The sequence below is a fragment of the Onishia taeanensis genome (genome assembly GCF_013349955.1).
Lineage (GTDB): Bacteria > Pseudomonadota > Gammaproteobacteria > Pseudomonadales > Halomonadaceae > Onishia > Onishia taeanensis_B.
This window is the reverse complement of sequence record NZ_JABVXC010000011.1, coordinates 95,592-120,472: the sequence shown is the minus strand read 5'-3', so window position 1 is coordinate 120,472 and position 24,881 is coordinate 95,592. Positions and strand designations below refer to the sequence as shown.

Here is a 24,881-nt window from a genome sequence, read left to right as displayed (position 1 = left end):
GATGTCTCTTTCAAATACGCCGTCTTCAAGCTCGCCGCTCTCCAACTTGTGGCTGACGCGACCCTTTAGCGAACGCTCGACGCGCATATTTCTCACTGTGCTTGCCCTGGCGCTGGCGGTGGTCACGGTGCTGCACCTGGCCTTGCCTGCCGGGCATCCGCTGCACGTTTCGAGCTATACCGTGACATTGCTCGGCAAGTACCTGTGCTATGCGCTGCTGGCGGTAGCGGTGGACCTGGTCTGGGGCTATCTGGGCATTTTGAGCCTGGGACATGGGGCCTTTTTCGCTCTCGGTGGCTATGCCATGGGCATGTACCTGATGCGCCAGATCGGCGATCGCGGTGTCTATGGCGATCCGGTGCTGCCGGACTTCATGGTCTTTCTCAACTGGGACAGCCTGCCGTGGTTCTGGCACGGCTTCGACATGGCCTGGTTCGCCTTCCTGATGGTGATGCTGGCGCCGGGCCTGCTGGCGCTGCTGTTCGGCTTCCTGGCCTTCCGATCCCGAGTGACCGGCGTATATCTGTCGATCATCACCCAGGCGCTGACCTTCGCCCTGATGCTGGCCTTCTTCCGCAACGAGATGGGCTTTGGCGGCAACAACGGTCTGACCGACTTCCGTGAACTGCTGGGCTTCGATCTGCGAAGCGATGCCACCCGGTTAGGACTCTTCTTGGCCTCCGGGGTGGCGCTGGCGCTGGGTTATGTGGTGTGTCGCGGCATTGTAGGCAGCAAGCTTGGTCGGGTCTGCGTGGCCTCTCGCGATGCCGAGGCGCGGGTACGCTTCCTGGGCTATCGGGTCGAGCGGGTGCAACTGTGCGTGTTCGTGGTCTCGGCCATGCTCGCGGGTGTCGCCGGCTCCCTCTATGTGCCCCAGGTGGGGATCATCAATCCCAGCGAGTTCTCGCCGCTGTTTTCGATCGAAGTCGTGGTGTGGGTAGCCCTGGGCGGGCGCGGCACCCTCTATGGCGCGGTGATCGGCGCCATTCTGGTCAACTATGCCAAGACGGTCTTCACCGGTGTGATGCCGGATGCCTGGCTGTTCGCCCTCGGTGGGCTCTTCGTGGTGGTCACGGTGCTGCTGCCCAAGGGCATCGCCGGGCTGATGAGCCGTCGTCGCAAGGCAGATAGCGAGACCCAACTCAAGGAGGCAACGCCATGAGCCTGCTCGACGCCCTGGCCGATCGCGATCGGGTGTTCGACTTCCTGGTGCCGGCGGCATCCCCCGTGGACGTCCGCCACGGCCCGATTCTCTACCTGGAAGACGTCAACGTGAGCTTCGATGGCTTCAAGGCCATCAACAATCTCAACCTGACCATCAACGACGGTGAGCTACGCTGCATCATCGGCCCCAACGGCGCCGGCAAGACGACCATGATGGATATCATCACCGGCAAGACGCGCCCCGACAGTGGCCAGGTGTGGTTCGGCAGCCGCCATAACCTGCTGACCAAGAATGAGCCCGAGATCGCGTCATTGGGCATCGGCCGCAAGTTTCAGAAGCCGACGGTGTTCGAGGCGCTCAGCGTCTTCGACAACCTGGAGCTCGCCATGTCAGCCGACAAGCGCGTGCTGCCGACCCTTACGGCCAGGCTGTCCGGCGAGCAGCGCAGTCGTATCGATGAAGTACTCGAGACCATTGGCCTCGAGGCGCTTTGCGGCCGCCAGGCGGGGATTCTTTCCCATGGCCAGAAGCAGTGGCTGGAGATCGGCATGCTGCTGATGCAGCGCCCGCGACTGCTGCTGGTCGACGAGCCGGTGGCCGGCATGACCGAGCAGGAAATGGAGCGTACCGCCGAGCTGCTCACCAGCCTTGCCGGCAAGCAGTCGGTGGTGGTGGTCGAGCACGACATGGGCTTCGTGCGCTCGATTGCCCGCCAGGTCACGGTGCTTCACCAGGGCAGCGTGCTGGCCGAGGGCACGATGGATCAGGTCTCGAATGACCCCAAGGTCATCGAAGTCTACCTGGGCGCAGAGGAGGAGGCCTGATGCTCGCGATCGACAAGCTCAACCAGTTCTATGGCGAGAGCCACACCCTGTGGGATCTCGATCTCGAGGTGCCCAAGGGTGAATGCACCTGCGTGATGGGGCGCAACGGCGTGGGCAAGACGACCCTGCTCAAGTGCGTGATGGGCGAAGTGCCGATCAAGAGCGGCAGCCTGCGCTTTGACGGCGAGGTGGATCTGACCAAGAAGCGCCTCGAGGAGCGCTCCCGGCTCGGCATCGGCTATGTGCCCCAGGGTCGCCAGATCTTTCCGCTGCTCAGTGTCGAGGAAAATCTGCGCACCGGGCTTGCCGCGCGCAAGGACGGCAGTCGCCGCATTCCTGATCGAGTCTTCGAGCTGTTTCCGGTGCTCCATGAGATGCGCCATCGTCGCGGTGGCGACCTATCCGGCGGTCAGCAGCAGCAGCTGGCGATTGGCCGTGCGCTGGTCATCGAGCCGCGGCTGTTGATTCTCGACGAGCCGGGGGAGGGCATCCAGCCCAATATCGTCGCCCAGATCGGCGAGGTGATACGTCGGCTGATTCGCGAGGATGGTCTGACCGTGCTGCTGGTCGAACAGAAGCTACCTTTCGCCCGCAAGTATGCCGACCGCTTCACGATCCTCGATCGCGGCCGCCCGGTGGCCAGCGGCGGGATCGGCGAGCTTTCCGATGACCTGATCAAGCGACACCTCACCGTATGACGGTCTTCGAGCCCCTTTCCCACCAGAAGGCTTGCCCCTTGGCCAGCGGCCATCGCTTCGACGGCGAGCGCCACTGGGCCGCATCCATCGAGCTCGGCTTTACGCGTCGCGATGAGCCGGCCGGTCCTGTGACCCGTTTGACCCGTGCTCGCCACCAGGGCCCGCTGCGGGTTCAGCGGCCCTTCTATCCGGAGTCTCGCGATGCCGAGGGGGAAGCCGGTAGCTGCCATGTCTATTTGTTGCACCCGCCGGGCGGCCTGGTCAGCGGCGACGCCCTTTCGATCGGCGCCAAGGTTGGCCAGGGCGCCCGGGCCCTGATCACCACCCCGGCCGCCAACAAGCTCTACCGGGCCGACAGCCATGGGGTGGCCTGGACTCAGCATACGAGCCTCTCGGTGGAGGCAGGCGGTGAACTCGAGTGGCTGCCACAGGAAACCATCGCCTTCGATGGCTCCCGTGGGGTGCAGAGCACCGAGATTGCGCTTGACCAGGAGGCGCGCTGCCTGGGCTGGGAGGTGCTGGCGCTCGGTCGCCCGGCCGGTGAACTGCCGTTCGTTTCCGGGCATCTCGAGCAGCGCTTTTCCCTGACCCGTGACGGTCGCCCCCTGTGGCATGAACGCCAGCTCCTCGACCCGACGCACCCACGCTTTTCGGGGCCTTGGGGGCAGGGCGGGGCCAGCGTGCAAGCCACGCTGTGGGCGGTGGGCCTCGATGACGAGGCCGGCGCCGTTGCCATATTGCGCGAGGCGCTGCCGGCCTCGCCCCGCTGGGCGGTGACGGTGCGCCAGGGGGTGCTGCTGTTGCGCTATCTCGGCGATGAGCGCAATGAAGCCTGGGCGCTTTGTCAGGCGGCCTGGACACGGTTGCGGCCGATGCTGCTGGGTCGTGAGGCCAGCGTGCCGCGTATCTGGATGACATAGCGGCACTTCGTGCCGGTAGCGAGTGACGGGCAGCGGGCGTCGAGCACCATGCTGCCGAAGCCCGAAGCCCGAAGCCCGAAGCCCGAAGCCCGAAGCCCGAAGCCCGAAGCCCGAAGCCCGAAGCCCGAAGCCCGAAGCTCGAATTCCAACGACATGATTTGGGAGCTACTGCGATGGAACTGACCCCGAGAGACAAGGACAAGCTGCTGCTGTTCACGGCGGCGTTGCTCGCCGAGCGCCGACGTGATCGTGGCCTCAAGCTCAACTACCCCGAAGCGGTGGCGCTGATCAGCGCCGAGATCATGGAAGGTGCCCGGGACGGACGTAGCGTGGCCGAGATGATGAGTGCCGGGCGTGAGATTCTGACCCGCGATGACGTCATGGAAGGGGTGGCCGAGATGGTCGACGAGGTGCAGGTCGAGGCGACCTTCCCGGATGGGACCAAGCTGGTCACCGTTCACAACCCGATCGTGTGAGGAGATCCCCATGATTCCCGGTGAGTATCAATTGAAGGACGGCGAGATCGCGCTGTGCGAAGGACTCGAGCGGATCAGCGTGACGGTCGCCAATACCGGTGATCGCCCGATTCAGGTCGGCTCGCACTATCACTTCTTCGAGGCCAACCCGGCGCTGGACTTCGATCGCGCGGCGACCCGTGGCCATCGCCTGGATGTAGCTGCGGGCACGGCGATTCGCTTCGAGCCCGGTCAGAAGCGCGAGGTGACGCTGATTCCCTTCACCGGCAGCCGCATCGCCTATGGCTTTCGTCAGCAAGTGATGGGGGCGCTCTCTAACGCGCCCGCCGATGCGCGTATCTCATCTACCGTGCCCGAGGCTGCGCGACCCTCGTCATCCGATGATGCCGATCAAGGAGAGTCGTCATGAGCGATACCACGCCTAGCAAGATCAGCCGTCAGGCCTATGCTGATATGTATGGCCCGACCGTCGGCGACCGGGTGCGCCTCGGTGACACCGAGTTGTGGATTGAAGTTGAGCGTGACGCCGCCTCCTATGGCGATGAGGTCAAGTTCGGTGGCGGCAAGGTAATCCGCGACGGTATGGGCCAGAGCCAGCGTGCCGATGGCTCGGTGATGGACACGGTGATCACCAATGCGCTGATCCTCGACTGGTGGGGCATCGTCAAGGCAGACGTGGGACTCCAGGGCGGGCGCATCGCGGCGCTCGGCAAGGCCGGCAACCCGGATACTCAGCCGGGAGTCGAGATCGTCATCGGCCCGGGAACCGAGGTGATCGCGGGCGAGGGCAAGATTCTCACCGCCGGCGGGATCGACGCCCATATCCATTTCATCTGCCCCCAGCAGGTCGAAGAGGCCCTGATGAGCGGGGTGACCACCATGCTCGGCGGCGGGACCGGCCCGGCCACCGGCTCCAATGCCACCACCTGTACGCCGGGGGCCTGGCATATCGGCAAGATGCTGCAGGCCGTGGACAGCCTGCCCATGAACATCGGCTTTCTGGGCAAGGGCAACGCCAGCCTGCCCGAGGCGCTGGAGGCGCAGCTCGAGGCGGGGGCCATGGGGCTCAAGCTCCACGAGGACTGGGGCACCACGCCGGCTTCCATCGACGCCTGCCTGTCGGTGGCCGAGCGCTATGACGTTCAGGTGGCGATCCATACCGATACCCTCAATGAGTCAGGGTTCGTCGAGGATACCTTGGCGGCGTTCAAGGAACGCGGCATTCACACATATCACACCGAAGGCGCCGGGGGCGGCCATGCGCCGGACATCCTCACCGCCTGCGCCAAGCCCTATGTGCTGCCGTCGTCGACCAATCCGACCCGGCCGTACACAGTCAATACCATCGACGAGCACCTGGACATGCTGATGGTTTGCCACCACCTCGACCCCAACATTCCCGAAGATGTGGCCTTCGCCGATTCGCGTATCCGCCGCGAAACCATCGCCGCCGAGGACATCCTGCATGACATGGGGGTGATCTCGATGATCGCCTCGGATTCCCAGGCCATGGGGCGGGTGGGCGAGGTGATCTGCCGCACCTGGCAGACGGCCCACAAGATGAAAGTCCAGCGTGGTCTGCTGCCGGAAGACGAAGCACTGGGAGCCGACAACCTGCGTGCCCGGCGCTACATCGCCAAGTACACCATCAACCCGGCGATCACTCATGGGCTGAGTCACGAGGTGGGCTCGATCGAGGTCGGCAAGCTGGCCGATCTGGTGCTGTGGGATCCGGCCTTCTTCGGCGTCAAGCCGGCGCTGATCGTCAAGGGCGGGATGATCGCTGCCGCGCCCATGGGTGACCCCAATGCGTCGATTCCCACGCCGCAGCCGGTGCACTACCGGCCAATGTTCGGCGCTTTCGGCAAGGCGGCCAGCGCCACGCGGCTGTCTTTCGTCAGCCAGGCGGCACTGGAAGCGGGCGTCAAGGAGCGCCTGGGGCTGGATAGTCCGCTGGTGGCCTGTCGCGACACCCGGGCCGTGCGCAAGTCGGACATGAAGCTCAACGATGCCTGCCCAGCCCTCAGCGTGGATTCGCAGACCTATGAGGTGCGCGCCGATGGCGAGCTCTTGACCTGTGAGCCGGCCACCGAGCTGCCACTGGCTCAGCGCTATCACTTGTTCTGAGCAGTGGGGCGATTACCAGACGTCAAGCGGCGCCGGTGGCAGGTCGAAGCGAGGGTCCTTTGTCATGGAAGGCAAAAGGAGCGTACAGGGAAGTATCGACAGTGCCCTTTTGCAGACGGCCACAGGGTCAGCCGCGGAAAATTTCTAGAGACGATGCCAATGCTGAAATTGATTGAACGCCTGGGGCCCATCGAGGCAAGCCGGGCCAGCGACACCCTGACATTGCCCTTCGAGCTTCGTATGCGAGGGCGCCTCAAGGCGCAGACCGATGACGGCCAGGAGGTCGGCCTGTTTCTCGACCGCGGCCCGGTGCTACGGGATGGGGAAGGCCTAGAGGCCGATAGCGGCGAGATCGTGATCATTCGCGCTGCTGCCGAACCGGTGGTCACGGCACGAATCGAGGCCGGCCTGCCGCTGGCGAAGCTCTGCTATCACCTCGGCAACCGTCATGTGGCGCTGGCCATCGGCGCCGACGAGGAGGGCGGCTGGGTGCGCTTCCCGCCGGATCATGTGCTGGAGGAACTGGCAGAGCGCTTAGGTGCCACGCTTCATCATCATCAAGCGCCCTTCGACCCCGAGCCGGGGGCCTATTCCCATAAAGGGCATGCTCAGGCGGGGCATGCGCACGGTCATTCACACGAGCATTCACACGAGCATTCGCACGGGCATGCGCATGACCATGTTCACTGATGCGCGCTCGCCCGACGGCGCCGCCCAGGGGGACGACCTAGCCCTGCTGGGGCTGATGCAGTTGGTCAGCCCGGCGCTGCCGATCGGTGCCTTCGCCTGGTCACAGGGCCTTGAGAGCGCCTTCGAGCTCGATTGGGTACGCGACGAGGCAAGCCTTGAGGCCTGGCTGTCCGGCGTGCTGGACGACGGCCTGTCACGCTGCGAGTTGCCGGTGCTGGCGCGCCAACAGGCGGCTTTCATGGCACAGGATGGCGAGGCGGTGGCGTACTGGGATGCCTGGCTGGCGGCCAGCCGCGAGACCCGTGAACTCGCCGAGGAAGACCAGCGCCTGGGCGCGGCGCTCAAGCGGCTGCTACAGAGCCTCGAGCTGCTGCCGCCGTCGCCGCTGCTGCCGGTTCAGCCCGGCTATGTGACGCTCTTTGCCTGGCTGGCCCAGGCGCGCGTTATTCCTCCGCGCCAGGCGTTGTTGGGCTTTGCCTGGTCCTGGCTCGAAAACCAGTTGGCGGTGGCCTGCAAGGCGTTGCCGCTGGGCCACACGGCCGCCCAACGCCTCATCGAGCGGCTGCGTCCCGAATTGGTGGTGGCCGTGGACCGCGCCCTTGCGTTTGAGGATCACGAACTAGGCCCGTTGCTGCCAGGGCTGGCGCTCGCCAGCGCCCAGCATGAAACACAATACTCACGACTTTTCAGAAGCTGAAGGAGCCCCTCATGAATCACTGCTTGCGTATCGGTGTCGGTGGCCCGGTCGGTTCCGGCAAGACCGCGCTCTTGAAGCAGCTGTGCCTGGCGCTACGCGATTACTACGATATTGCCGTGGTAACCAACGATATCTATACCCGCGAAGATGCGGATTTCCTGCTGAGCCACGAGGCGCTACCCGCCGACCGTATTCTTGGCGTCGAGACCGGGGGCTGTCCGCATACCGCGATTCGCGAGGATGCCTCGATGAATCTCGCCGCCATCGATGACCTGCAGGCTCGTCATCCTGGTCTCGAACTGGTGCTGGTGGAATCTGGTGGCGACAACCTCTCGGCGACCTTCAGCCCCGAGCTCTCAGACCTGACGCTCTATGTGATCGACGTTTCCGCGGGCGACAAGATTCCCCGCAAGGGGGGGCCAGGCATCACCAAGTCGGATCTTTTGATCATCAACAAGATCGACATCGCCGAGCAGGTGCATGCCTCCCTCGAGGTGATGGAGCGGGATTCGAAAAAGATGCGGGGCGAACGTCCCTTTGTGTTCGCCAATCTCTACGACGGTGTCGGCGTCGAGGAAGTCATACGCTTCATTCTTGACCGCGGCATGCTACCGGAGCGCCGGCCATCGATCGCGCATGCCGGCAGCGACGCACACCAGGCCAGTTCGGCGGTCTGAACGCGGCCGATTCGTCATCTCATTGGGCCATGCGCTGTGTTTTCGTCATGCGCTGCCTAAGAAGACCCACGCTATTCGTCGACTCACGACATTCAGCTGAAAAAAGAAGGACGTTACCATGACCCGTGTTTCACGACTCACCGCTCTTGCCCTGGCGCCCCTGGCGCTGACTGCTGCCGGCACGGTCAGCGCCCACGTTGGCCATGAGGCTAGTACCGGCGGTATGCTCGCCGGCTTGCTGCATCCCATGACCGGGTTGGATCACCTGCTGGCGCTATCGGCCATCGGCCTTTGGAGCGCGCGGCAGGCGCGACCACTGGGCCGGGCCGTGCCGGGGCTGGCGGCGTTAGGCATGTTGCTGGGGGCAGGGCTTGCCTGGGGCGGGCTGAGTCTTCCCGGCGTCGAGACCGGAATCTCTCTGTCGGTATTGTTGGCGGGCGTGCTGCTCGCCGGCCTGGTGCGTATGCCCGCGGGTATCAGTGCAATGCTGGTGGTAGCCTTCCTGGTCTGTCACGGTCAGGCTCACGCAGCCGAAATGCCGGTTGGGGCATCGCTGATGGCGTATCTGGCCGGTTTCCTGCTGACAACCTTGTGCATTGGTCAGCTTGGACGGTCAGTCGGTCAGGTGCTGTTGCATCGTGTACCGCACCTTGATCGTGTGGTTGGCGGTCTGGTGGCGCTTGCCGGAGGGCTGCTTGTCATCGGCTGAATGAGACGCTGGATTATTGGCGAGTCGTCAACGCCCGGCCTTGTGCCGGGCGTTGATGTTTGTGAGCCGGGAAAAATCAAGAAAAACGAGGTGTTGCCGATGAGTGTTCAAGAAGGGATCATTGCCCTTCCTACAAGAAGTAAAATAGTCTGCTTTAAGTGGTACTTTCTTCTTGGCGCATGACGTCGACGTATCCCTTGGGCTCAGCCCTCTGGGGGCGCTTGAAGCTGAATTTGGTCGGGAGGACACCAGTCCATGGCGCCACCCCTAGCCTCGGAACAGGTATTTCGCGAGCTGGCTGACGGATTGGCCCTAGACAATCCAACAGACAGTTTCTTTTCGGAGCTTGCTGTCTGTCTGGCACGAATACTGCGAGTCGATCATGTGATCGTCGCCTGCATAGACCCATCGGATAGTAAGATGGCACGTACCCTCGGCCTTTGGTCGCGGGGTCGCTTGCTAAATAATTTCAGTTATCCTTTGGCGGGCAGCCCATGTGAGCAAGTGATCCAAAATGAGCCTTGCCACTACCCGGAAAGGGTCTGTGCGGCCTTTCCGGATGACGACCTGCTGTCTGACCTGGCCGTTGAGTCCTATCTGGGCATGCCTATCATTGATCGCAGCGGCGAAACGCTGGGGCTGATTGCTGTATTGGATATCGCGCCCCTATGGTCGCCTGACCTCGCCAGGGAGGTCCTGCGAATCGCCGCGATGCGCGTGGGAGCCGAGCTTTCCCGTCAACGCACCATGAGCGCCGTGGAAGAGAGCGAACGCCGGCTCTATACCCTGATGAACCATCTGCCCGGGATGGCGTATCAACGACTTCACGACGGTAAGGGCAGTCTCACCTTCGTGAGTCGCGGTGCCGAGGCCCTAACCGGCTACAACGCTTCGCAGTTGACCGCTGATCAGGGCTATCCCTTCATGGACATGGTGCATCCCGACGATCGGCAGCGTATTCATCACCAGATCATGGAGGATGTCGAACGGCGTCGCCCATATCAGTTGAACTACCGCTTGCGAACGGCGGGTGGCGATACTTCCTGGGTGTCTGAGCAGGGGCAGGCCGTTTTCGGTGCCGACGGGGAAACTGTCTGGCTCGAAGGTTTCATCTTCGATAATACCCGTCAGCACGAATCCCGCCGCATCCAGCAGGCGGTGATGCAGATTGCCTCATCGGTCACGGCGATGGGCGGTGAGCTGTTCTTTGATCAACTGGTCGACCACCTGACCCGTGCACTGGATGCTGATGCGGGTATCATCGCGACTCTCGAAGACACCTTGGCTGACGGCTGGATGACGACCCAGGCTGCGGTGGTCGATGGCCGCAAGGTTGAGAACTTCAGCTATGTGCTCAAGGGGACGCCCTGCGCCGAGGTCATGGAAAAAGGGGCCTGTGTCATCACCGACGAGGTCGCAAAAATTTTGCCGCCTCAGGCCGACCGTTTCCTCGGTTGGGCTCGGGGCTATGTTGGTCTGCGGCTGGATCACAGCAATGGAGAGGCGCTGGGTCTGCTGGTGGTCATGTTCCGTTCACCCCTTGAGGATCCCGACTTTGTCACCACGGTTCTGAAGATTTTCGCTGCCAATGCGGCCGCCGAACTCGAGCGACAGATGAGTGGCGACTACATCAAGCGTCTGGCTTTCTCCGATCCTGAAACCGGCTTGCCCAATCGTGCGTCTTTCATGGCACAAGTGGGCGATGCCTTGGAAAAGGCCTGTTGCGAAGATAAGACGCTTGGCCTGTTGTTAATGGACCTCAGGCGCTTCAAGGAGATCAACGATACCTTCGGTCATAGTGTCGGCGACAGCGTGCTGGCGGCCGCTGGGCAGCGCTTTTGTGGCATGCAGCACCAGGATAGCGAGTTGCTGGCACGTCTTGGCGGCGATGAGTTCGCGGTGCTGATCGAGGCGCCGACTGCATCAATGCTGGCTGAACGCATGCTCTGTTATCAGCAGAGCCTGGAAGCACCGCTGCAGGTTGATGAGCGCTGGTTCATGCTGGATGTCAGCATTGGCGGTGCGCTTTATCCCGAACATGGCAAGAGCCCTGGCGAGCTTTTTCAGCATGCCAGTCTGGCGGCGCATCACGCCAAGCGTCAGGGGGAAGGGCGATGGCTTTATGATGATCAATTGGGTAGCGCCATCCTGCGTCGCCAGCAACTGCTTGATGACTTCATCGTGGCGCTGCGCGAAGATCGCTTGATGCTTCAGTATCAGCCTCAAGTGGATATCGTCACTGGAGAACTTACTGGTGCTGAAGTGCTATGCCGTTGGTTCGATGGCGAACGTGGTTGGGTGAGTCCAGCAGAATTCATCCCGCTTGCCGAAGAGAGAGGCCTTATGAAAGAGCTCGGTGGCTGGGTGCTCAAGACGACCAGCCAGCAGCTGCGAGACTGGAAACGGTCCGGGGTGGCAGTGGTGCCCCGTATCTCAGTGAACGTGTCGGCTCAGCAGTTGGAGGATGTGCGCTTTGGCGAAGAGGTCGCGCTGCATACTAAGGGTGTCTGCCCGGCGAACATCGGGCTGGAATTGACCGAGAGCGGCTTTATGCGCGACCCGGAACAGGCCATTGGACTCATGCAGGCGCTCAAGGCCCAGGGGTTTGGTCTCGCCATCGACGACTTCGGCACCGGCTATTCGTCGCTGGCATATCTCAAACGTTTCGCTGCCGATACTCTCAAGATCGATATCTCCTTCGTGCGTGACATGCTCTCTTCGAGCCATGACTACACCATCGTTACCACGATCATTGCGATGGCGCGGAGTATGGGGATGAAGACGGTCGCCGAAGGTGTCGAAACGGCTGAACAGGCTCAAGCGCTTGCAGAACTCGGCTGCGACCAGGCCCAGGGGTTTTACTATGGCCGCCCCATGAGTGCCGATGACTTCGCCATGCAGTGGCTGCGATGACCTTGATGGACAGTGCACTTGCGGCATCGCCACATGCAGGGTTGCGTGCGGTTCTGCGTGATGAAACCAGCGACTTGCATCGACGCGTCGAGCGTCATCCGCTGTTGTCGCCATTGATAAAGCCAGGGCTGACGCATCAAGCCTATGCACTGGTGTTAAAAGCCTTTCATGAATTCTATGTGTCGCTGGAGCCGTGGCTGCTACCAGCGCTGCGAGATGAATGGCCTGACTTGGGGCGATATCATTATCAGAGCCGTGCGGCACTGCTTGCCCGTGACCTTCGTGATCTTGGCTATCGGCCTGCCTCTCCTTCTGCGCGCCCCTTGTCCTGCGAGTCACCTAGCGAGCTTGGCTCTCGTGGAAGCGTGTTGGGAGTGTTATATGTGTTAGAAGGCGCTACTCAGGGAGGAAGCGTCATAGCACCGCGCGTCGTCCGCGAGCTGGCACTGTCGCCTGACGTTGGAGCGCGCTATTTCCATTTGTATGTCGACCAGTGTTGGGATGATTTTCTCGCGCTGATAGCGTCTCCCTCGCTGCAGCCCTGTTCTCGACGCGCGGCGCTAAGTGCCAGACAGACCTTTCTTACCCTGCAGGTTCATCTTGATCACTGGCATCAAGTCGCTATGCGGAGCTGAAATTGTGCCAACCTATTCTGAAGAAGAACTTACAGAGGCGCTGGCCGAATGTGCCCGCGAGCCGGTGCATATTCCCGGCGCGATTCAACCAACCGGTTGTTTGGTGAGCCTTAATGCCGACCTTAGCCGTGTTCTGCAGGTCAGCAGTAATCTACAAGAGCTTCTTGGCATATCGGTTGATGAAGCGCTTAGTCATCCTCCCGCCCACTGCCTTGGCGAGGCGCTACTCACGCGTCTTGATAGCCGCTTGGCGGCGGATGCCGGCACGATAGTCCTGGATGACGTCCAGTTGTCAGCCGGCACTGGTGAGCGCTGTCGCGCCACGGCCTATCGCAGCGGGTCGGGGGTAGTGGTAGAGATCGAGTCGTTGGGGCTATTGGACGAGCTCGAGATTTTGGCCACCGTCAGCCACTGGCAAACGCGCCTTGCCGCCCAGGACAGTGAGGCTGAATTGCTGCAGGCCCTGGTCGAAGGGGTGCGGGCCCTGACACAGTATGATCGGGTGATGGTCTACTCCTTCGATGCCGAATGGAATGGGCAGGTGAAGGCTGAATGCCTCAGCGAAGGGATTGATAGTCTGCTCGGGCACCGTTTTCCGGCCAGCGATATCCCGAGCCAGGTCAGGGCACTCTATGACATCAACCCGGTGCGCAGCATTCCCGATGCCCAAGCCAAGGCTCTGCCGCTGAGGCCGGAGCGATGCCCATTGAGCGGCGAACCACTAGACCTGTCTATGGGAAACTTGCGGGCCGTATCGCCTGTGCATCAGGAGTATCTGCACAACATGGGGGTGGCGGGGTCGCTCTCGGTGGCTATCCACGGAGATAAGGGCCTTTGGGGGCTGGTGGCCTGCCATGCGATGACCCCGCGTACGCTATCACCTGCCTCTCGTGACGCAGCCCATTTGTTGGCGCAGATGGCTATTCAGCGCTTGCAGCGCCTGCGTCTCATGTCTCAGCAGCGCTTTCGCCAGCGTGTTCAAGAGACCCGCGGACTGCTTTTTGAAACGCGCAAAGAGCTGCTGGTCGCCAGCGACCTGGTTCAGCGTCACGGCCATGATTGGTTGACCCTGTTTCGGGCCAGCGGCGTGGGCATGGTCTATGCCGATACGGTGTCGCGAGTGGGTAATTTGCCCGACGCCGATACGCTGAAAAAGGTGGCCGCCTGGTTAGGAGAGTCACAATCGCGAGCGATTGCCTGGCACAGCGATGCGCTGGGAGAGACTCCTTTAGGTGAGTGGATCCCGCCTCAGTGCAGCTGCGGCTTGCTCGCTGTGCCGCTGTCAGTGGATGTCGATCGCCAGGGCTGGTTGATGCTGTTTCGTGACGAACAGCCCGAGACGTCCCTTTGGGCGGGGCGTCCTGAGGACGTTCCCAGGATGAAGGATGGACGGTTGGTGATGTCGCCCCGGCGTTCCTTCGAGGTTTGGCAGCAAGAGCTGACGGGGCATAGCGCACCTTGGCAGGAAGTCGAGGTTTTGGCGGCCCAGGATCTGGGCGAGGATCTTGCGATTGCCGCCTCGGCGAGCGAAATCTTCAACCTCAACGAGACACTTTATCAAGAGCGTAAGGCGCTGGCCGAGGCCAACCGTCGGCTTGAGCGACTGGCGCTTACCGACCCTCTGACCCAGATATGGAACCGTTATCGCACCGAAATGGCACTGGAAGCGGAGCTGAATGCCGCCGCACGCTATGGCCGCGATGTTTCGATTTTGCTGTTCGATATTGATCACTTCAAGTTAGTGAATGATTGCTTTGGCCATGAGGTTGGCGATCGAGTATTGACCTTGCTCGCACAAACGGTGTGGAAGGCATTGCGATCCTGCGATGCAGTTGGCCGTTGGGGCGGCGAAGAGTTTCTCGTGCTTTGCCCCGGGTGCACCGGTGAGGATGTGATGGGGTTGGCGAGTCGCTTGCTGAAAGCAGTTTCAGAAGTGGACTTCGAGGAAGTCGGGCAGGTGACCATCAGTATTGGCGCTGCCTGCTGGAAGCCGGGCGAGTCACAAACCGACCTGATCAGGCGCGCCGATAAAGCCATGTACCAAGCCAAACAAGATGGGCGCAACCGGGCAGAAAAGAGCGAATAGCCTTGTTTGAAGAGGGGGCGAGCATGGCTACGATCACTCTGCTCGTCTGCTCGTCTGCTCGTCTGCTCGTCTGCTCGTCTGCTCGTCTGCTCGTCTGCTCGTCTGCTCGTCTGCTCGTCCGCTCTCAACAAGCTCAGGCCTTGACGCTGAGCAGCTCGCCCCACTGAGTCGTCCACCTCGGGGTTCGATGGGCACAGCGCAGGTGCCAGGCGGCATTTTGGCGGGGCACGCCCAGGCGTACGGTGCCGCGGCCCATCTTCTGGTTCAGTTCGTCCAGGGTGCTCATCAGCCGTTCGCTACGCTCGCGATCGGCGGCGCTGCCGGAACTATCGAGCAGCGAGAGCTGCTCCCGGTGGGCGTCCACCAGGTCAAGTAGCATCACGCCGGCTTTCATGAAGCGATAGCCGGGCCGGTAGATCGCTTCCAGTGCCTGCTGGGCAGCGGCGAGAATCGGCCGGCTGTCGTCGGTGGGCTCGGGCAGCTCAGCGACGATGCTGGGAGAATACTGGGCCAGGTCTTGCCGGTGACGGTGGGTCTTCAAGAATACCAACACGGCGCGAGTGTGGCTCTGCTGGGCGCGCAGCTTCTCGGCGCCACGCTGGGCGTGCTGGCGAATGGCTTCCTGCAGCTCGCTCAGCTCGCCGGTCAGACGGCCGAACGAGCGCGAGGTCATGATGCGCTGGCGGGGTTCATCACTTTCGTTCATCTCGATGCAGGGGGTGCCCCGTAGCTCGCGGGCGGTGCGTTCGAGCGTCACCGCAAAACGCCGGCGAACGGTCTTGGGGTCGGCGCAGCGCAGGTCCCAGGCTGTCTTGATGCCTTGAATGGCCAGCCGCTCGACCAGTCGCTGGCCCACGCCCCACACGTCGCCCAACTCGGTCTGTTCGAGTAGGTGGCGCGTTTCGTCATCATCGCCTGTCAGCATGCATACGCCGCCGTATTCAGGCCGCTCTTTGGCGGCACGGTTGGCGAGCTTGGCCAGGGTTCGGCTGGGGGCCACACCCACGCAGACAGGAATACCGGTGAACTGGCGCACCTTGCGGTACAGGGTGCGGGCCAGGTCGAGAGTGGCGGGATCATCGAAGCCATCGAAGCGCACGAACATCTCGTCGATGGAGTAGGGGTCGACGCCGGCCGAGAACTCCTCGAGGACCTCGCGTACCCGGGCGGACATATCACCATAGAGCTCGTAGTTGGACGACAGCAGATGGATGCGACCCTGGCTGACCCATTGCTGTAGCTGGAAGGCCGGCGTGCCCATCTTGACGCCCAGCGCCTTGAGCTCGCGTGAGCGGGCGATCACGCAGCCATCGTTGTTGGACATTATCCCTACGGGCACGCCTTCCAGGCGCGGCTGAAAGACTCGCTCGCAGCTCACATAGAAGTTGTTGCAGTCCACCAAGCCGATCATCGGGTAGGTCATACCGGGAACTCGTGGATCACCGAACGCACCACGCCCCACACCTGACAGTCCAGATCCGAGACCGGGACCGGCGCGTAGCGATCATTGCCGGAGCACAGGTAAGGCCGCCCACTGAGCAGCTCGTAGCGCTTGACGATCACCTCGCCATCCACCAGCGCTACCAGGATATGGCCGGGCTTGGCATTCACCGAGCGATCGACCACCAGGGTGTCGCCATCCTGAATGCCAAAGCCTTCCATGCTGTCACCAGTCACGGTCATGAAGAAGGTCGCCGAGGGGCGCTTCACCAACCGCTGGTTGAGATCCAGCGTGCGGCCCACGTAGTCCTCGGCGGGGGAGGGGAATCCGGAAATGCCCGCGCGAATGGTGGTCTGTGGGTGCGGCAGTCCCTGGGCAGGTGGCGCCGGGTGCGCCTGGAATATCTCGGAAGCTCGCATGGCTGGCCTCTTGTTGAAGACTGTTCGTATATACAGTATTCGTCAAAAGAGCGGTCTTAGGCAAACGCTAATGTGTGGATGGGTAGGTCCCCGGGGAGGGGAGTGACTTGTCCTGTGGTTTCGCTCGTTGGCATGACTCTAGATACTATGAGTTCGTATTCTCTAATGTGAAAGCGGAGCCGACGGAACGATGAGGACAACTCCCTGGGTGATGGATAGGTGTGTGAAATCAAGTTTCGGCGCGCTTGTGAGCAGCTCGCCGGTAGGTAGGGAAGCAAGCCGGGGCTATCGGTCGAAGTAGGTTAGTGATGGTTGGATCCCAAAGGTGCAATTACCCTGATCGGTCTCTTTAGGCTATATTATGCGCTGAGGGATGGGAAATTTTATAGGATTATCATGGGGATAAGACCTGACACAGCCAGCTGCTTTGGGTTTTCCAGTTGGCGAGGAGCCGGATTCGACATGTCCTCCCCTCTGGGCTATCCTCGAAGATCGGTAATGTGGACGGATTGACATAATTACGCCGCCATGGCAGGGGATTTGCCTACCAAATGCAGGGTACAGCGAAGACCGTCCGCTAGCGCTTCTATAATAAAATCGAATATCAGCGCCCTAATGGAGGAACTTTTTTTATGTCTACTGCGATTGTGAAAAGTTGGTTGAAAAAAAGTGGGATGAAGGCTGATGACGTAAAAGTTGTTAGCGGTCGTAGCGTGTATCTCACAGGCCATGCGATCGAAGAGGCTGTTAATCATTATCGAGATATGCCTAGTGTGGAATCTGCAAAACGTCATTTGTCAGAAAAAGCAAAGCAGCACCACGACGAAGAAAACAAAGTTATGTAAATAGCTTCTATGCCCGGTTATATTTTTCATGGAATTTTTAACTAAAGAGGAGGGCTGGCCCTTCCTTTTTGTCGAAAGGATTCTAGTTTGTACGCACTCCTCCTTCTCCCTATCCTTGTATCTGGCTACATCATATGCCGAAGTCATCCTAGTCATTCTTGGAAATTTCAAAGATATGAGGGGCAGCGTCTCTACTTGCATGTTTGTTTGTATGGCCTTATTTCTTTAGCTGTTTCTTTTATCTGCTTTCTTACTCCTATTGGTCCTTGGTCTCTTGAGCTAATTTCTCTTCACTTTGGTGACGGTTTGAAAGTGGTTTATCATTCTTTAGGAAGGAGTATTGATGAAGAGAAAAGGTTGGTGAGTTTTGCCAATCTTGCTCTTGTATCCTCTTTGTCCATGATGACGGTTTTTGTTGCCCTTCTTTGGAGTGCCTATTGGAAGTTGAAAGGGTTGAAAATGTATTATCCGCAGGCATGGAAGCTTTCATGGTGGAAGAGAATCTTGGTTCAGGTTGCAAGTGATTGGCGTCTCCATGGGTTCATTGGTGCTGTGAATAGCGCTTTAGGAAGATATAAAAAACTTTCTCATGAGGTTGGCCAAGAAAGGCTTTTAGAGAATCTTAGGAAGTCTGTGGAAGATAGTCCTCTTGAGCTTTTTCTTTATCGAAGTTTTATTACTCAGTCTCTGGTTCAAGTCTCAGTGAAAAACGATAAAGTATATGTGGGGCTCATAGTTGCTATGGGGGATCCCGACGGTGGTGAAACTTTTAAGGAAATTGCTTTGCTTCCGATAATGAGTGGCTATAGAGATAAAGAAGAAAGGAAGATTTACCTTTCCAACGATTATCCCCAGTTCTTTTCTGACAGCAATGACAGGTTTATGGGTGCTATTTATATACCTCGTGAGGAAGTATATAGCTATGGTGGTTTTGACCTTGATGTGTATTCGCAAGTTAATGGCGGTAATGATGAAGTATGAAGAAGGTTGTCGGCGAAAGGTGCTTTGTTATATGTTTTCGTTATAAGGGCTTCAGGTACTGCTTCCTAAGCGGCAGGCGGTTGACGGATTTATCCTTCGTACTTGCGCTCTTAACGCTTGCGCCTCGTCTTCTGTTATGTGGGGTTTCAAGGTATCCAAACAATCGCAGTACCATTGCAACATCTCCCGCTGGTGCTCAAGGTGCTCAGCCTGATTATAGACCCCTTCAGCCTTTTCTTCGTGTAGGCCAGCATCGCTTCCGTCCAGTCTGCAGCCCAACTATTGAGCTACTTATGTGAAGCCTATTTCGCTGCCACTGCATTTCGTTAGCTAAGCGGAATGCTCGCGTGAGGGTAACGATAGAGGTGGAAAAGCAAATCCCCGGCCATTTGGCCGGGGATTTGCTGTGTGTATCAAAGCAAGCTGCAGGAACGTCACGCCTTGGGTGCGCGTTCTCACAATTCCTGGGTCTGATCCTTGCTCGCTCCATCTGTCAGGGCATCAAGGTAGTCGCTGTACCACTGCATCATTAACAGAAGGTAAGCCGCCCAGCCCTTCCACGACCGGCGCCCATTCGCTTGCTTGTATCTAAGTTCCCATGACTTCACGCCGTTTTTACGCACGCGCAGATAGAGGCCTTGGCCGTCGAGCTCGCGATAATCCTTGGCTTCGGGTTCCATGGATGTCAGTACGGTGTCGGCGAGAGGTCGCCGCTTAATCTGAGATCGTTTCATGGTCCTGTACCGCCGCGTATACCTCGAACTCTTGGGTACACATAGGTATACACCGTGAGCGCTCGTGGTCTCGATAATTCCGGTTAGGTCAGGTGATAGATTGGAGGGAGAAACGTAGGCGCCGCAAGGGCTTAATGGTATATCAGGTAAGGTCAGATCAATCGATTTGGTGCGGATGGGGAGACTCGAACTCCCACGCGCTAGGGCACTAGAACCTAAATCTAGCGTGTCTACCAATTCCACCACATCCGCAACGCTGCAAAATTATAGAGATAACAGTCGCTAAGTCAAGGTAAATTCGGAAGTTTCAGGTAGCTGGCGGTCTGTTCGGGCAGTATGGCGTTCGGGCCACCGGTAAGGTGCGGAATGCGGCCCAGGCAGGGGCCTGGCAAGTGGTGGCCGAGGCTCGCCAGGTTGTCATCGGCTTCGTCGAAGTCGGTGGTGATGCCATTGGCGACCCAACCGGCAAGTCGCAGGCCTTGAGCCCTAATCGCTGCGGCGGTGAGCCGTGCGTGGTTGATGCAGCCAAGCCGTAGCCCGACGACGAGAATCACTGGCAGTTGCAAGGCGTCGGCCAGGTCGCTCAGGTCTTCGTCATCGTTGAGCGGAACCCGCCAACCGCCTGCACCCTCGATCAGGGTCAGGTCGCGCTTGAGGGCCAGAGCGTCCGCCATGGCGTCTGTCAGCGTCGCTAAATGCAGCCTGTCGCCCGCCTGGCGGGCCGCAAGGTGTGGTGCGATGGCGGGTGCATAAGCAAAGGGGTTGATGGTGGCGTAGTCGACCTCTGGATGGCTGTGAGCCTGCAGGGCCAGGGCATCTTCATTGCGCAAGCCTTCGGCATGCAGGTCACATCCCGAGGCCACGGGCTTGAGGCCCAGGGTCGTCAGGCCGTGACGTTGCGCCAAGGCCAGCAGCCCTGCGGTGACCAGCGTCTTGCCGGCATCGGTGTCGGTTCCGGTGATGAAATAGGTCGCCATGCAATATCCGTAAATCTTCGGGTCGTCAGGTCTTGATGAGCTCAAGTGTCAGGCGTTGATAGCTGACCGGTAGGCCCTGGCTGTCGCGAATTTGCTCGAAGCGCTCCTTGGCACGAGCGACGTCACGCCGGGTCAGGGCGCTGGCAGGTCGCGACAGCTGCGCCCCTACGCCCTTGATCGAGGCCATCACCGCCGTCAGGTCCGGGTAATGAAAGCGCTCCTCGACCTGCTCGAGATCCCTGTCAACGAAGCCGGCTCGCTGCGCCGCTTGCTCCAGTGCCGAGGCAGGCATGAAGGTGAGCAGGGCGCGGGGCCGGGACCAGGCCCAGCCGACTTCGCTAAGGGTGCCAGGGGCTAGGGTGTTGATCAGCGCTCGACCGCCGGGCCGCAGCACTCGCTGGAGCTCTGCCAGCACGGCGTCCAGGTTCGGGCACCACTGGATGGCCAGGTTGGAGAACACCAGGTCCAGGCTCCGGTTAGCAAGCGGAAGACGGGAGGCGTCACCGCACAGCCAGCCCAGCCGCTTGCCATGCTCGGCGCGGGCCCTTTCCAGCATGCCCGGGGCCAGGTCGAGCCCGAGCACCTGGGCAGGCAGGCCTGGGGCCGAATAGCGTTGGGCCAGGCGGGCCGTCCAGTGGCCGGGGCCGCAGCCGAGGTCAAGAATCCGTGTCGCCGTGTCGGGAAGCCGCCGCCAGAGAGCTTGTCCCATGGTCTGCTGTGCCTTGGCCAACTCGCCATAGTGGGGAGCGGCACGGCTGAAGGCGTGGGCGACGCGCCGACGCCAGTCGTTGGAGGCTGCTGATCGTGTCGCGTCCGTTAACGGGTCCGAGAGAGTCGTTGCTAGGTGCACGGAGGCTCCCCGTGAGGCAGTGGGTGGGTGTCCGCATGTAGGTTTATTTCATGCTCGTGGGCCAGTGCGGCCAGCCGGCCGGCCAGGATCTGCGGCTGTGAAAGCTGCGGACAGTGGCCGGCTTGCTCGATTGAACGAGACATATGATGCGCCGAGGCGGGGTCGGCGATTGCGGTCAGCGGATCCCGCTCGCCTGTCACGGTGAGTATCGGGCAGGGGGGAGAGGCACAGATCCCGGTATTGTCGAGTCTTTCTAGCCAGTCGAGGCCAATGGCAAGGCTGGCATAGGTGGCGGGTGGCTCCTTGCCAATCAGCGCTTGCAGTTGGCGATGCGCATGACGGGGGCTTGGCTCTCCGCTTAGCTGCCAGCGCAGGAAGTGGCGCCAGGCGGCCAGCGGGTCATGCTGGAAGGCGTCGTTAAAGGTGGCCAGGGCAGACGGCGTCACGCCGCCTCGTGCTGCGTCCAGGGTCGTGAAACGCTCGCGCATGCCCAGTAACACCAGCGACTTGGGCGCCGGCAAATGCTTCAGCAATGCGGTGGCCAGTAGGCCGCCCAGTGACCAGCCGACCCAAAGGCTGTCTTGGCGAAGGTCATCCGCCATGGCCCTGGCCAATGTCGTCAGATCCTCGGGTGTGTCGGTACCCTGGCGAGTGCCATAGCCGGGCCAGTCCGGCGTGCTCACGTCGATATCGGTGGGCAGTGAGGTCATCAGCGGCTGCCAGATCCGGGCGTCTATGCCCCAGCCGGATAGCAGAACGAGTCGCGTCACGGTGCTTTAGCCTCGAGGAACTTGAGTTCGGCGAGCGCGTCGAGCAACGCCTCGATGTCGTGCGACTCGTGCAGGGCGTTGAGTACGACTCTCAGACGTGCCGTGCCGCGGGGTACGGTTGGGTGACGAATCGCGCCGACCATGAAGCCGGCGTCGCGCAGGGCCAGGCTCCAGCGCATGACGCGCTGATTGTCGCCGAGCAGAATGGGCTGAATGGGGGTGGCGGAATCCATCAGCGGGAGCCCGATGGCCTCGGCTGCCTGGCGGAAATGCTGGACATGGCCATGCAGCCTCTCTCTGCGCTCGGGTTCCTGCTCGCTGATATCTAGCGCGCGCAGCGTTGCATGGGCCACCCCTGGAGGCTGAGCCGTCGTGTAGATATAGGGTTTGGCGAATTGTGTCAGGGCGCTGATCAGCACGTCGTCCCCTGCCACGAAGGCGCCACAGCTGCCAAATGCCTTGCCGAGTGTGCCGACCAGCACGGGTACCTGTCGGCTGGAGAAACGCTGGCCCACCAGGCCGGCACCTTGCTTGCCTAATACGCCGATGCCGTGCGCATCGTCGATCATCAGCCAGGCCCCCTGGCGCTGGCAGGCGGCGGCGAGGCCTGCCACGTCGGCCGTGTCGCCATCCATGCTGAAGACGCCGTCGCTGACCACCAGTTTGGCGGACTCTCGCGGCGCCCGGCTAAGGAGGCGCTCGAGATCGTCAAGGTCACGGTGATGAAAGCGCCGCGAAGGTGATTGAGCCAGTCGCGCTCCATCGAGCAGCGAGGCATGGTTCAGCCGGTCCTGAAATACCCGTGTCTCGCCATCGCATAGGGTCTGGAGTGCGCCGAGATTGGCCATGTAGCCCGTGGAGAAAAGCAGCGCCCTTGGCCGTCCGGTGAGCTCGGCCAAGCGTTCCTCCAGTGCCTGGTGGACAGGAAAGTGTCCATTGACCAAGTGGGAAGCGCCAGCGCCGGCGCCCTCGCGACGGGCGCCGACTGCCATGGCTTCGGCGACCCGCGGATCACGCGCCAGGCCCAGGTAGTCATTGCTTGCGAAGTCGCGCAGCTGGGCCCCTGGATTCGGGGACATACTCAGGCGTTCGCGCCACAGGTCCTGCTGGCGCTGGCGCGCCAGCCGCGCTTCGAGACGGCTCCTGAGCACGTCAGGCGATGTTGTGGGTTTCAGCGGTGGCATCATAGAAAAGCTCTTGGGGGGCCTTGCGTTCGACGACCTGGCGGCGCAATGAGGCATCCAGGGCTGCTTCCTGCTCGGTCTCATCCTGACAAGTCCGGTTTTCCTCGGGATGTAAGCCAAGCTTGTCGAACAGGGTCCGGTCACGCAGAACGTCGGGGTTTTCGGTCGTCAGCAGCTTGTCACCATAGAATATCGAGTTTGCGCCGGCGATAAAGGCCAAGGCCTGTGTCGACTCGCTCATCAGCTCGCGCCCGGCGGACAGACGAACGTGACTCTTGGGCATCATGATGCGTGCCACGGCGATGGCGCGCACGAAATCGATGGGGTCCAGGTCATCGACGTCCTCTAGCGGGGTACCCTTGACCTTGACCAGCATGTTGATGGGCACCGACTCCGGGTGTGGGGACAGGCTGGCCAGTTGCTTGAGCATCGAGGCGCGGTCGCGGGGTGCCTCGCCCATGCCGAGAATGCCGCCGGAGCAGATTTTCATGCCGGCCTCGCGCACGTTGGCTAGCGTCTCGAGGCGCTCGTCATAGCTGCGTGTGGTGATGATCTCGCCGTAGTACTCCGGTGAGGTATCCAGGTTGTGGTTGTAATAATCCAGCCCGGCGGTGGAAAGCTGCTGCGCCTGGTCATCGTCGAGCATGCCAAGCGTCATGCATGTCTCGAGCCCCAGGGATTTGACCTGGCGGACCATCTCCAGCACCACATCTAGATCCTTCTGTCGCGGGCTGCGCCAGGCGGCCCCCATGCAGAAGCGGCTGGCGCCGGCGGCCTTGGCGTCACGTGCCTGCGCGACTACTTTCTCGATTTCGAGCAGCTTCTCCTTGCCAAGTCCGGTGTTGTAGTGGCCCGACTGCGGGCAGTACTTGCAGTCTTCCGGACAGGCCCCGGTCTTGATCGACAAAAGGGTCGACACCTGAACGGCATTGGCATCGAAGTGTTGGCGGTGGACTTGCTGGGCCTGGAAGAGCAGATCATTGAAGGGCAGGGCGAACAGTGCCTCGATCTCGGCGAGGTGCCAATCATGGCGAATGGCAGCGGGGCTGGCTAAGGTCATATCAGAGGCGCTCGTGATGTTTGGTTAACTTTTATTTCGCTTGGGGTTAACAGTGATGATAGAGGCTGCGACGTTGCTGTCAACTGGGTGGCTTTCGATGGTTGACCGTTGGCTGCGGTTTGCTCTGCCCGGGCATTGCGCCTTTTGTCTTGGTACACCACCTCCCGGTGCGCACTGGTGTACTGCCTGCGCGGCGACATTGCCCTGGAATACGCTCGCCTGCGTTGGCTGTGCCGAGCCGATGACAGAAACGTTGATGTCGGGCCGTTATCGGTTCGATGGCGATATTCGCTGCGGTGCCTGTCTGACCCAGCCTCCCACTTTTGATAGTGCTTGGGTGCCGCTGCGCTATGAGCAAGAGGTCGTGCGCCTGGTGCGGGCGTTCAAGTTTTCGGCTTCGCCGCGGGCAGGTACGCTCTTGCTGGCGCTGATCGAGGCGGGTCTGGAAGAGCGTCTTGAAGAGGGGGTTAAAGAGAGAGTCAAGGAGAGAGTCAAGGAGGGAGTGACAGGTGGGGGTGTCGAGGATTCGGCAAGCGCGACGACAGAAAGCAGGGTGTCATCGGCTTTTGGCCGGCGGCCCGACGCGGTGATCCCGGTGCCGCTGCATCCGCTGCGTGCAAGGGAGCGTGGTTTCGATCAGGCTGACTGGCTGGGGCGACGACTCGCCCGCCGATTGGGCTTGCCCTGCATGACGGCGCAACGGGTACGCATGACGCCGACCCAGCGCGGTCTACCGCGCAAGGCGCGCCGTGCCAACCTGCGCAATGCCTTCAGGATCGACCGGCCGTTGCCCGCGCATGTGGTGCTGCTCGACGATGTGATGACCACCGGTGCCACTTTCGATGCCCTGGCGAAGGCCTGCCGGGCGGCGGGTGCTCAGCGCATCGAGACCTGGGCGGTGGCGCGCACTCCCAGGCGTTGATCTCGAGCGCAGTACTTTTCAGACATTGCCTAGTCAGGTGACAAGGGCGATATCTGCTAGCATGCGGGTCTATTCGCCAAT

At 61.0% G+C, this 24,881-nt stretch carries 24 protein-coding genes, 1 tRNA gene and 1 pseudogene; 17 read left to right on the top strand and 9 right to left on the bottom strand.

The window, feature by feature from the left end:
• The first annotated feature begins 1 nt into the window (after nucleotide 1).
• From urtC to HUS66_RS13175, 14 genes and pseudogenes are all read left to right on the top strand, one after another.
• Nucleotides 2-1,162, top strand: a complete 1,161-nt coding sequence (gene urtC / locus HUS66_RS13240) for an urea ABC transporter permease subunit UrtC (protein WP_175071371.1) — start codon at nucleotides 2-4, stop codon at nucleotides 1,160-1,162.
• Nucleotides 1,159-1,989, top strand: a complete 831-nt coding sequence (urtD, locus tag HUS66_RS13235; RefSeq protein WP_175071370.1) for an urea ABC transporter ATP-binding protein UrtD — start codon at nucleotides 1,159-1,161, stop codon at nucleotides 1,987-1,989. The genes urtC and urtD overlap by 4 nt, the downstream gene beginning before the upstream one ends.
• Nucleotides 1,989-2,687, top strand: a complete 699-nt coding sequence (gene urtE, locus HUS66_RS13230; protein WP_175071369.1) for an urea ABC transporter ATP-binding subunit UrtE — start codon at nucleotides 1,989-1,991, stop codon at nucleotides 2,685-2,687. The genes urtD and urtE overlap by 1 nt, the downstream gene beginning before the upstream one ends.
• Nucleotides 2,684-3,607 carry an urease accessory protein UreD gene (locus tag HUS66_RS13225; RefSeq protein WP_175071368.1) on the top strand — a complete coding sequence of 308 codons (924 nt, stop codon included), beginning with the start codon at nucleotides 2,684-2,686 and terminating at the stop codon, nucleotides 3,605-3,607. The genes urtE and HUS66_RS13225 overlap by 4 nt, the downstream gene beginning before the upstream one ends.
• A 173-nt stretch (nucleotides 3,608-3,780) precedes the next feature.
• Entirely contained in the window at nucleotides 3,781-4,083 is a 303-nt protein-coding gene (locus HUS66_RS13220; RefSeq protein ID WP_092528374.1) for an urease subunit gamma, read from the top strand.
• Between the two features lie 10 nt (nucleotides 4,084-4,093).
• A pseudogene (locus HUS66_RS13215) lies at nucleotides 4,094-4,396 on the top strand (urease subunit beta); the annotation flags it as partial.
• Nucleotides 4,397-4,488: 92 nt separating this feature from the next.
• The gene (ureC, locus tag HUS66_RS13210) at nucleotides 4,489-6,210 is read left to right on the top strand and encodes an urease subunit alpha (RefSeq protein ID WP_175071366.1); all 1,722 of its coding nucleotides are present in this window, start codon (nucleotides 4,489-4,491) and stop codon (nucleotides 6,208-6,210) included.
• Between the two features lie 159 nt (nucleotides 6,211-6,369).
• Nucleotides 6,370-6,900, top strand: a complete 531-nt coding sequence (gene ureE, locus HUS66_RS13205; RefSeq protein ID WP_175071365.1) for an urease accessory protein UreE — start codon at nucleotides 6,370-6,372, stop codon at nucleotides 6,898-6,900.
• Nucleotides 6,878-7,597 carry an urease accessory protein UreF gene (locus HUS66_RS13200; RefSeq protein WP_175071364.1) on the top strand — a complete coding sequence of 240 codons (720 nt, stop codon included), beginning with the start codon at nucleotides 6,878-6,880 and terminating at the stop codon, nucleotides 7,595-7,597. The genes ureE and HUS66_RS13200 overlap by 23 nt, the downstream gene beginning before the upstream one ends.
• 11 nt (nucleotides 7,598-7,608) lie before the next feature.
• Nucleotides 7,609-8,274 carry an urease accessory protein UreG gene (gene ureG / locus HUS66_RS13195; protein WP_175071363.1) on the top strand — a complete coding sequence of 222 codons (666 nt, stop codon included), beginning with the start codon at nucleotides 7,609-7,611 and terminating at the stop codon, nucleotides 8,272-8,274.
• Between the two features lie 118 nt (nucleotides 8,275-8,392).
• Complete coding sequence (locus HUS66_RS13190; protein ID WP_175071362.1) at nucleotides 8,393-8,983, top strand: HupE/UreJ family protein; 591 nt, start codon at nucleotides 8,393-8,395, stop codon at nucleotides 8,981-8,983.
• A gap of 255 nt (nucleotides 8,984-9,238) precedes the next feature.
• A complete protein-coding gene (locus HUS66_RS13185; RefSeq protein ID WP_175071361.1) occupies nucleotides 9,239-11,896 on the top strand; it encodes a bifunctional diguanylate cyclase/phosphodiesterase in 2,658 nt (885 codons plus the stop codon).
• Nucleotides 11,893-12,531, top strand: a complete 639-nt coding sequence (locus HUS66_RS13180; protein ID WP_175071360.1) for a biliverdin-producing heme oxygenase — start codon at nucleotides 11,893-11,895, stop codon at nucleotides 12,529-12,531. Before HUS66_RS13185 ends, HUS66_RS13180 begins: the two co-directional genes overlap by 4 nt.
• A 4-nt stretch (nucleotides 12,532-12,535) precedes the next feature.
• Nucleotides 12,536-14,617 carry a sensor domain-containing diguanylate cyclase gene (locus HUS66_RS13175; RefSeq protein WP_175071359.1) on the top strand — a complete coding sequence of 694 codons (2,082 nt, stop codon included), beginning with the start codon at nucleotides 12,536-12,538 and terminating at the stop codon, nucleotides 14,615-14,617.
• Nucleotides 14,618-14,750: 133 nt separating this feature from the next.
• Here the strand turns inward: HUS66_RS13175 and HUS66_RS13170 are convergent, their stop codons facing one another.
• Together HUS66_RS13170 and HUS66_RS13165 are read right to left on the bottom strand one after the other, a co-directional pair.
• Nucleotides 14,751-16,028 (bottom strand): Y-family DNA polymerase, encoded by a 1,278-nt coding sequence (locus HUS66_RS13170; protein WP_175071402.1) that lies wholly within the window; start codon nucleotides 16,026-16,028, stop codon nucleotides 14,751-14,753.
• An 8-nt stretch (nucleotides 16,029-16,036) separates the two neighbouring features.
• Nucleotides 16,037-16,477 carry a LexA family protein gene (locus HUS66_RS13165; RefSeq protein ID WP_175071358.1) on the bottom strand — a complete coding sequence of 147 codons (441 nt, stop codon included), beginning with the start codon at nucleotides 16,475-16,477 and terminating at the stop codon, nucleotides 16,037-16,039.
• A 632-nt stretch (nucleotides 16,478-17,109) separates the two neighbouring features.
• Between HUS66_RS13165 and HUS66_RS13160 the strand changes: the two genes are divergently transcribed.
• Nucleotides 17,110-17,322 carry a hypothetical protein gene (locus HUS66_RS13160; RefSeq protein ID WP_175071357.1) on the top strand — a complete coding sequence of 71 codons (213 nt, stop codon included), beginning with the start codon at nucleotides 17,110-17,112 and terminating at the stop codon, nucleotides 17,320-17,322.
• A gap of 87 nt (nucleotides 17,323-17,409) precedes the next feature.
• Entirely contained in the window at nucleotides 17,410-18,303 is an 894-nt protein-coding gene (locus HUS66_RS13155) for a hypothetical protein (protein WP_175071356.1), read from the top strand.
• A 455-nt stretch (nucleotides 18,304-18,758) separates the two neighbouring features.
• Here the strand turns inward: HUS66_RS13155 and HUS66_RS13150 are convergent, their stop codons facing one another.
• The 7 genes from HUS66_RS13150 to bioB form a co-directional block, all read right to left on the bottom strand.
• Nucleotides 18,759-19,037 (bottom strand): Arm DNA-binding domain-containing protein, encoded by a 279-nt coding sequence (locus HUS66_RS13150; protein ID WP_217488016.1) that lies wholly within the window; start codon nucleotides 19,035-19,037, stop codon nucleotides 18,759-18,761.
• A gap of 167 nt (nucleotides 19,038-19,204) precedes the next feature.
• Nucleotides 19,205-19,289, bottom strand: a tRNA-Leu gene (locus HUS66_RS13145).
• A gap of 35 nt (nucleotides 19,290-19,324) precedes the next feature.
• Complete coding sequence (gene bioD / locus HUS66_RS13140; RefSeq protein WP_175071355.1) at nucleotides 19,325-20,014, bottom strand: dethiobiotin synthase; 690 nt, start codon at nucleotides 20,012-20,014, stop codon at nucleotides 19,325-19,327.
• Nucleotides 20,015-20,039: 25 nt separating this feature from the next.
• Nucleotides 20,040-20,864, bottom strand: a complete 825-nt coding sequence (locus tag HUS66_RS13135; RefSeq protein WP_282847337.1) for a methyltransferase domain-containing protein — start codon at nucleotides 20,862-20,864, stop codon at nucleotides 20,040-20,042.
• Nucleotides 20,855-21,634 (bottom strand): alpha/beta fold hydrolase, encoded by a 780-nt coding sequence (locus HUS66_RS13130; RefSeq protein ID WP_175071354.1) that lies wholly within the window; start codon nucleotides 21,632-21,634, stop codon nucleotides 20,855-20,857. The genes HUS66_RS13135 and HUS66_RS13130 overlap by 10 nt, the downstream gene beginning before the upstream one ends.
• Nucleotides 21,631-22,821, bottom strand: coding sequence for an 8-amino-7-oxononanoate synthase (bioF, locus tag HUS66_RS13125; protein ID WP_254628829.1), 1,191 nt, complete (start codon nucleotides 22,819-22,821; stop codon nucleotides 21,631-21,633). The genes HUS66_RS13130 and bioF overlap by 4 nt, the downstream gene beginning before the upstream one ends.
• Nucleotides 22,787-23,878 carry a biotin synthase BioB gene (gene bioB, locus HUS66_RS13120; protein WP_175071352.1) on the bottom strand — a complete coding sequence of 364 codons (1,092 nt, stop codon included), beginning with the start codon at nucleotides 23,876-23,878 and terminating at the stop codon, nucleotides 22,787-22,789. The genes bioF and bioB overlap by 35 nt, the downstream gene beginning before the upstream one ends.
• A gap of 256 nt (nucleotides 23,879-24,134) precedes the next feature.
• Here bioB and HUS66_RS13115 point away from each other — a divergent pair, with 256 nt between their 5' ends.
• Nucleotides 24,135-24,800, top strand: coding sequence for a ComF family protein (locus tag HUS66_RS13115; protein ID WP_254628828.1), 666 nt, complete (start codon nucleotides 24,135-24,137; stop codon nucleotides 24,798-24,800).
• Nucleotides 24,801-24,881 lie beyond the last annotated feature (81 nt).

Coding starts and splice junctions, on each gene's coding strand:
- urtC (WP_175071371.1), top strand. CDS start 2: ATGTCTCTTTCAAATACGCCGTCTTCAAGCTCGCCGCTCTCCAACTTG.
- urtD (WP_175071370.1), top strand. CDS start 1,159: ATGAGCCTGCTCGACGCCCTGGCCGATCGCGATCGGGTGTTCGACTTC.
- urtE (WP_175071369.1), top strand. CDS start 1,989: ATGCTCGCGATCGACAAGCTCAACCAGTTCTATGGCGAGAGCCACACC.
- HUS66_RS13225 (WP_175071368.1), top strand. CDS start 2,684: ATGACGGTCTTCGAGCCCCTTTCCCACCAGAAGGCTTGCCCCTTGGCC.
- HUS66_RS13220 (WP_092528374.1), top strand. CDS start 3,781: ATGGAACTGACCCCGAGAGACAAGGACAAGCTGCTGCTGTTCACGGCG.
- ureC (WP_175071366.1), top strand. CDS start 4,489: ATGAGCGATACCACGCCTAGCAAGATCAGCCGTCAGGCCTATGCTGAT.
- ureE (WP_175071365.1), top strand. CDS start 6,370: ATGCTGAAATTGATTGAACGCCTGGGGCCCATCGAGGCAAGCCGGGCC.
- HUS66_RS13200 (WP_175071364.1), top strand. CDS start 6,878: ATGCGCATGACCATGTTCACTGATGCGCGCTCGCCCGACGGCGCCGCC.
- ureG (WP_175071363.1), top strand. CDS start 7,609: ATGAATCACTGCTTGCGTATCGGTGTCGGTGGCCCGGTCGGTTCCGGC.
- HUS66_RS13190 (WP_175071362.1), top strand. CDS start 8,393: ATGACCCGTGTTTCACGACTCACCGCTCTTGCCCTGGCGCCCCTGGCG.
- HUS66_RS13185 (WP_175071361.1), top strand. CDS start 9,239: ATGGCGCCACCCCTAGCCTCGGAACAGGTATTTCGCGAGCTGGCTGAC.
- HUS66_RS13180 (WP_175071360.1), top strand. CDS start 11,893: ATGACCTTGATGGACAGTGCACTTGCGGCATCGCCACATGCAGGGTTG.
- HUS66_RS13170 (WP_175071402.1), bottom strand. CDS start 16,028: ATGATCGGCTTGGTGGACTGCAACAACTTCTATGTGAGCTGCGAGCGA.
- HUS66_RS13165 (WP_175071358.1), bottom strand. CDS start 16,477: ATGCGAGCTTCCGAGATATTCCAGGCGCACCCGGCGCCACCTGCCCAG.
- HUS66_RS13160 (WP_175071357.1), top strand. CDS start 17,110: ATGTCTACTGCGATTGTGAAAAGTTGGTTGAAAAAAAGTGGGATGAAG.
- HUS66_RS13150 (WP_217488016.1), bottom strand. CDS start 19,037: ATGAAACGATCTCAGATTAAGCGGCGACCTCTCGCCGACACCGTACTG.
- bioD (WP_175071355.1), bottom strand. CDS start 20,014: ATGGCGACCTATTTCATCACCGGAACCGACACCGATGCCGGCAAGACG.
- bioF (WP_254628829.1), bottom strand. CDS start 22,821: ATGATGCCACCGCTGAAACCCACAACATCGCCTGACGTGCTCAGGAGC.
- bioB (WP_175071352.1), bottom strand. CDS start 23,878: ATGACCTTAGCCAGCCCCGCTGCCATTCGCCATGATTGGCACCTCGCC.
- HUS66_RS13115 (WP_254628828.1), top strand. CDS start 24,135: ATGTCGGGCCGTTATCGGTTCGATGGCGATATTCGCTGCGGTGCCTGT.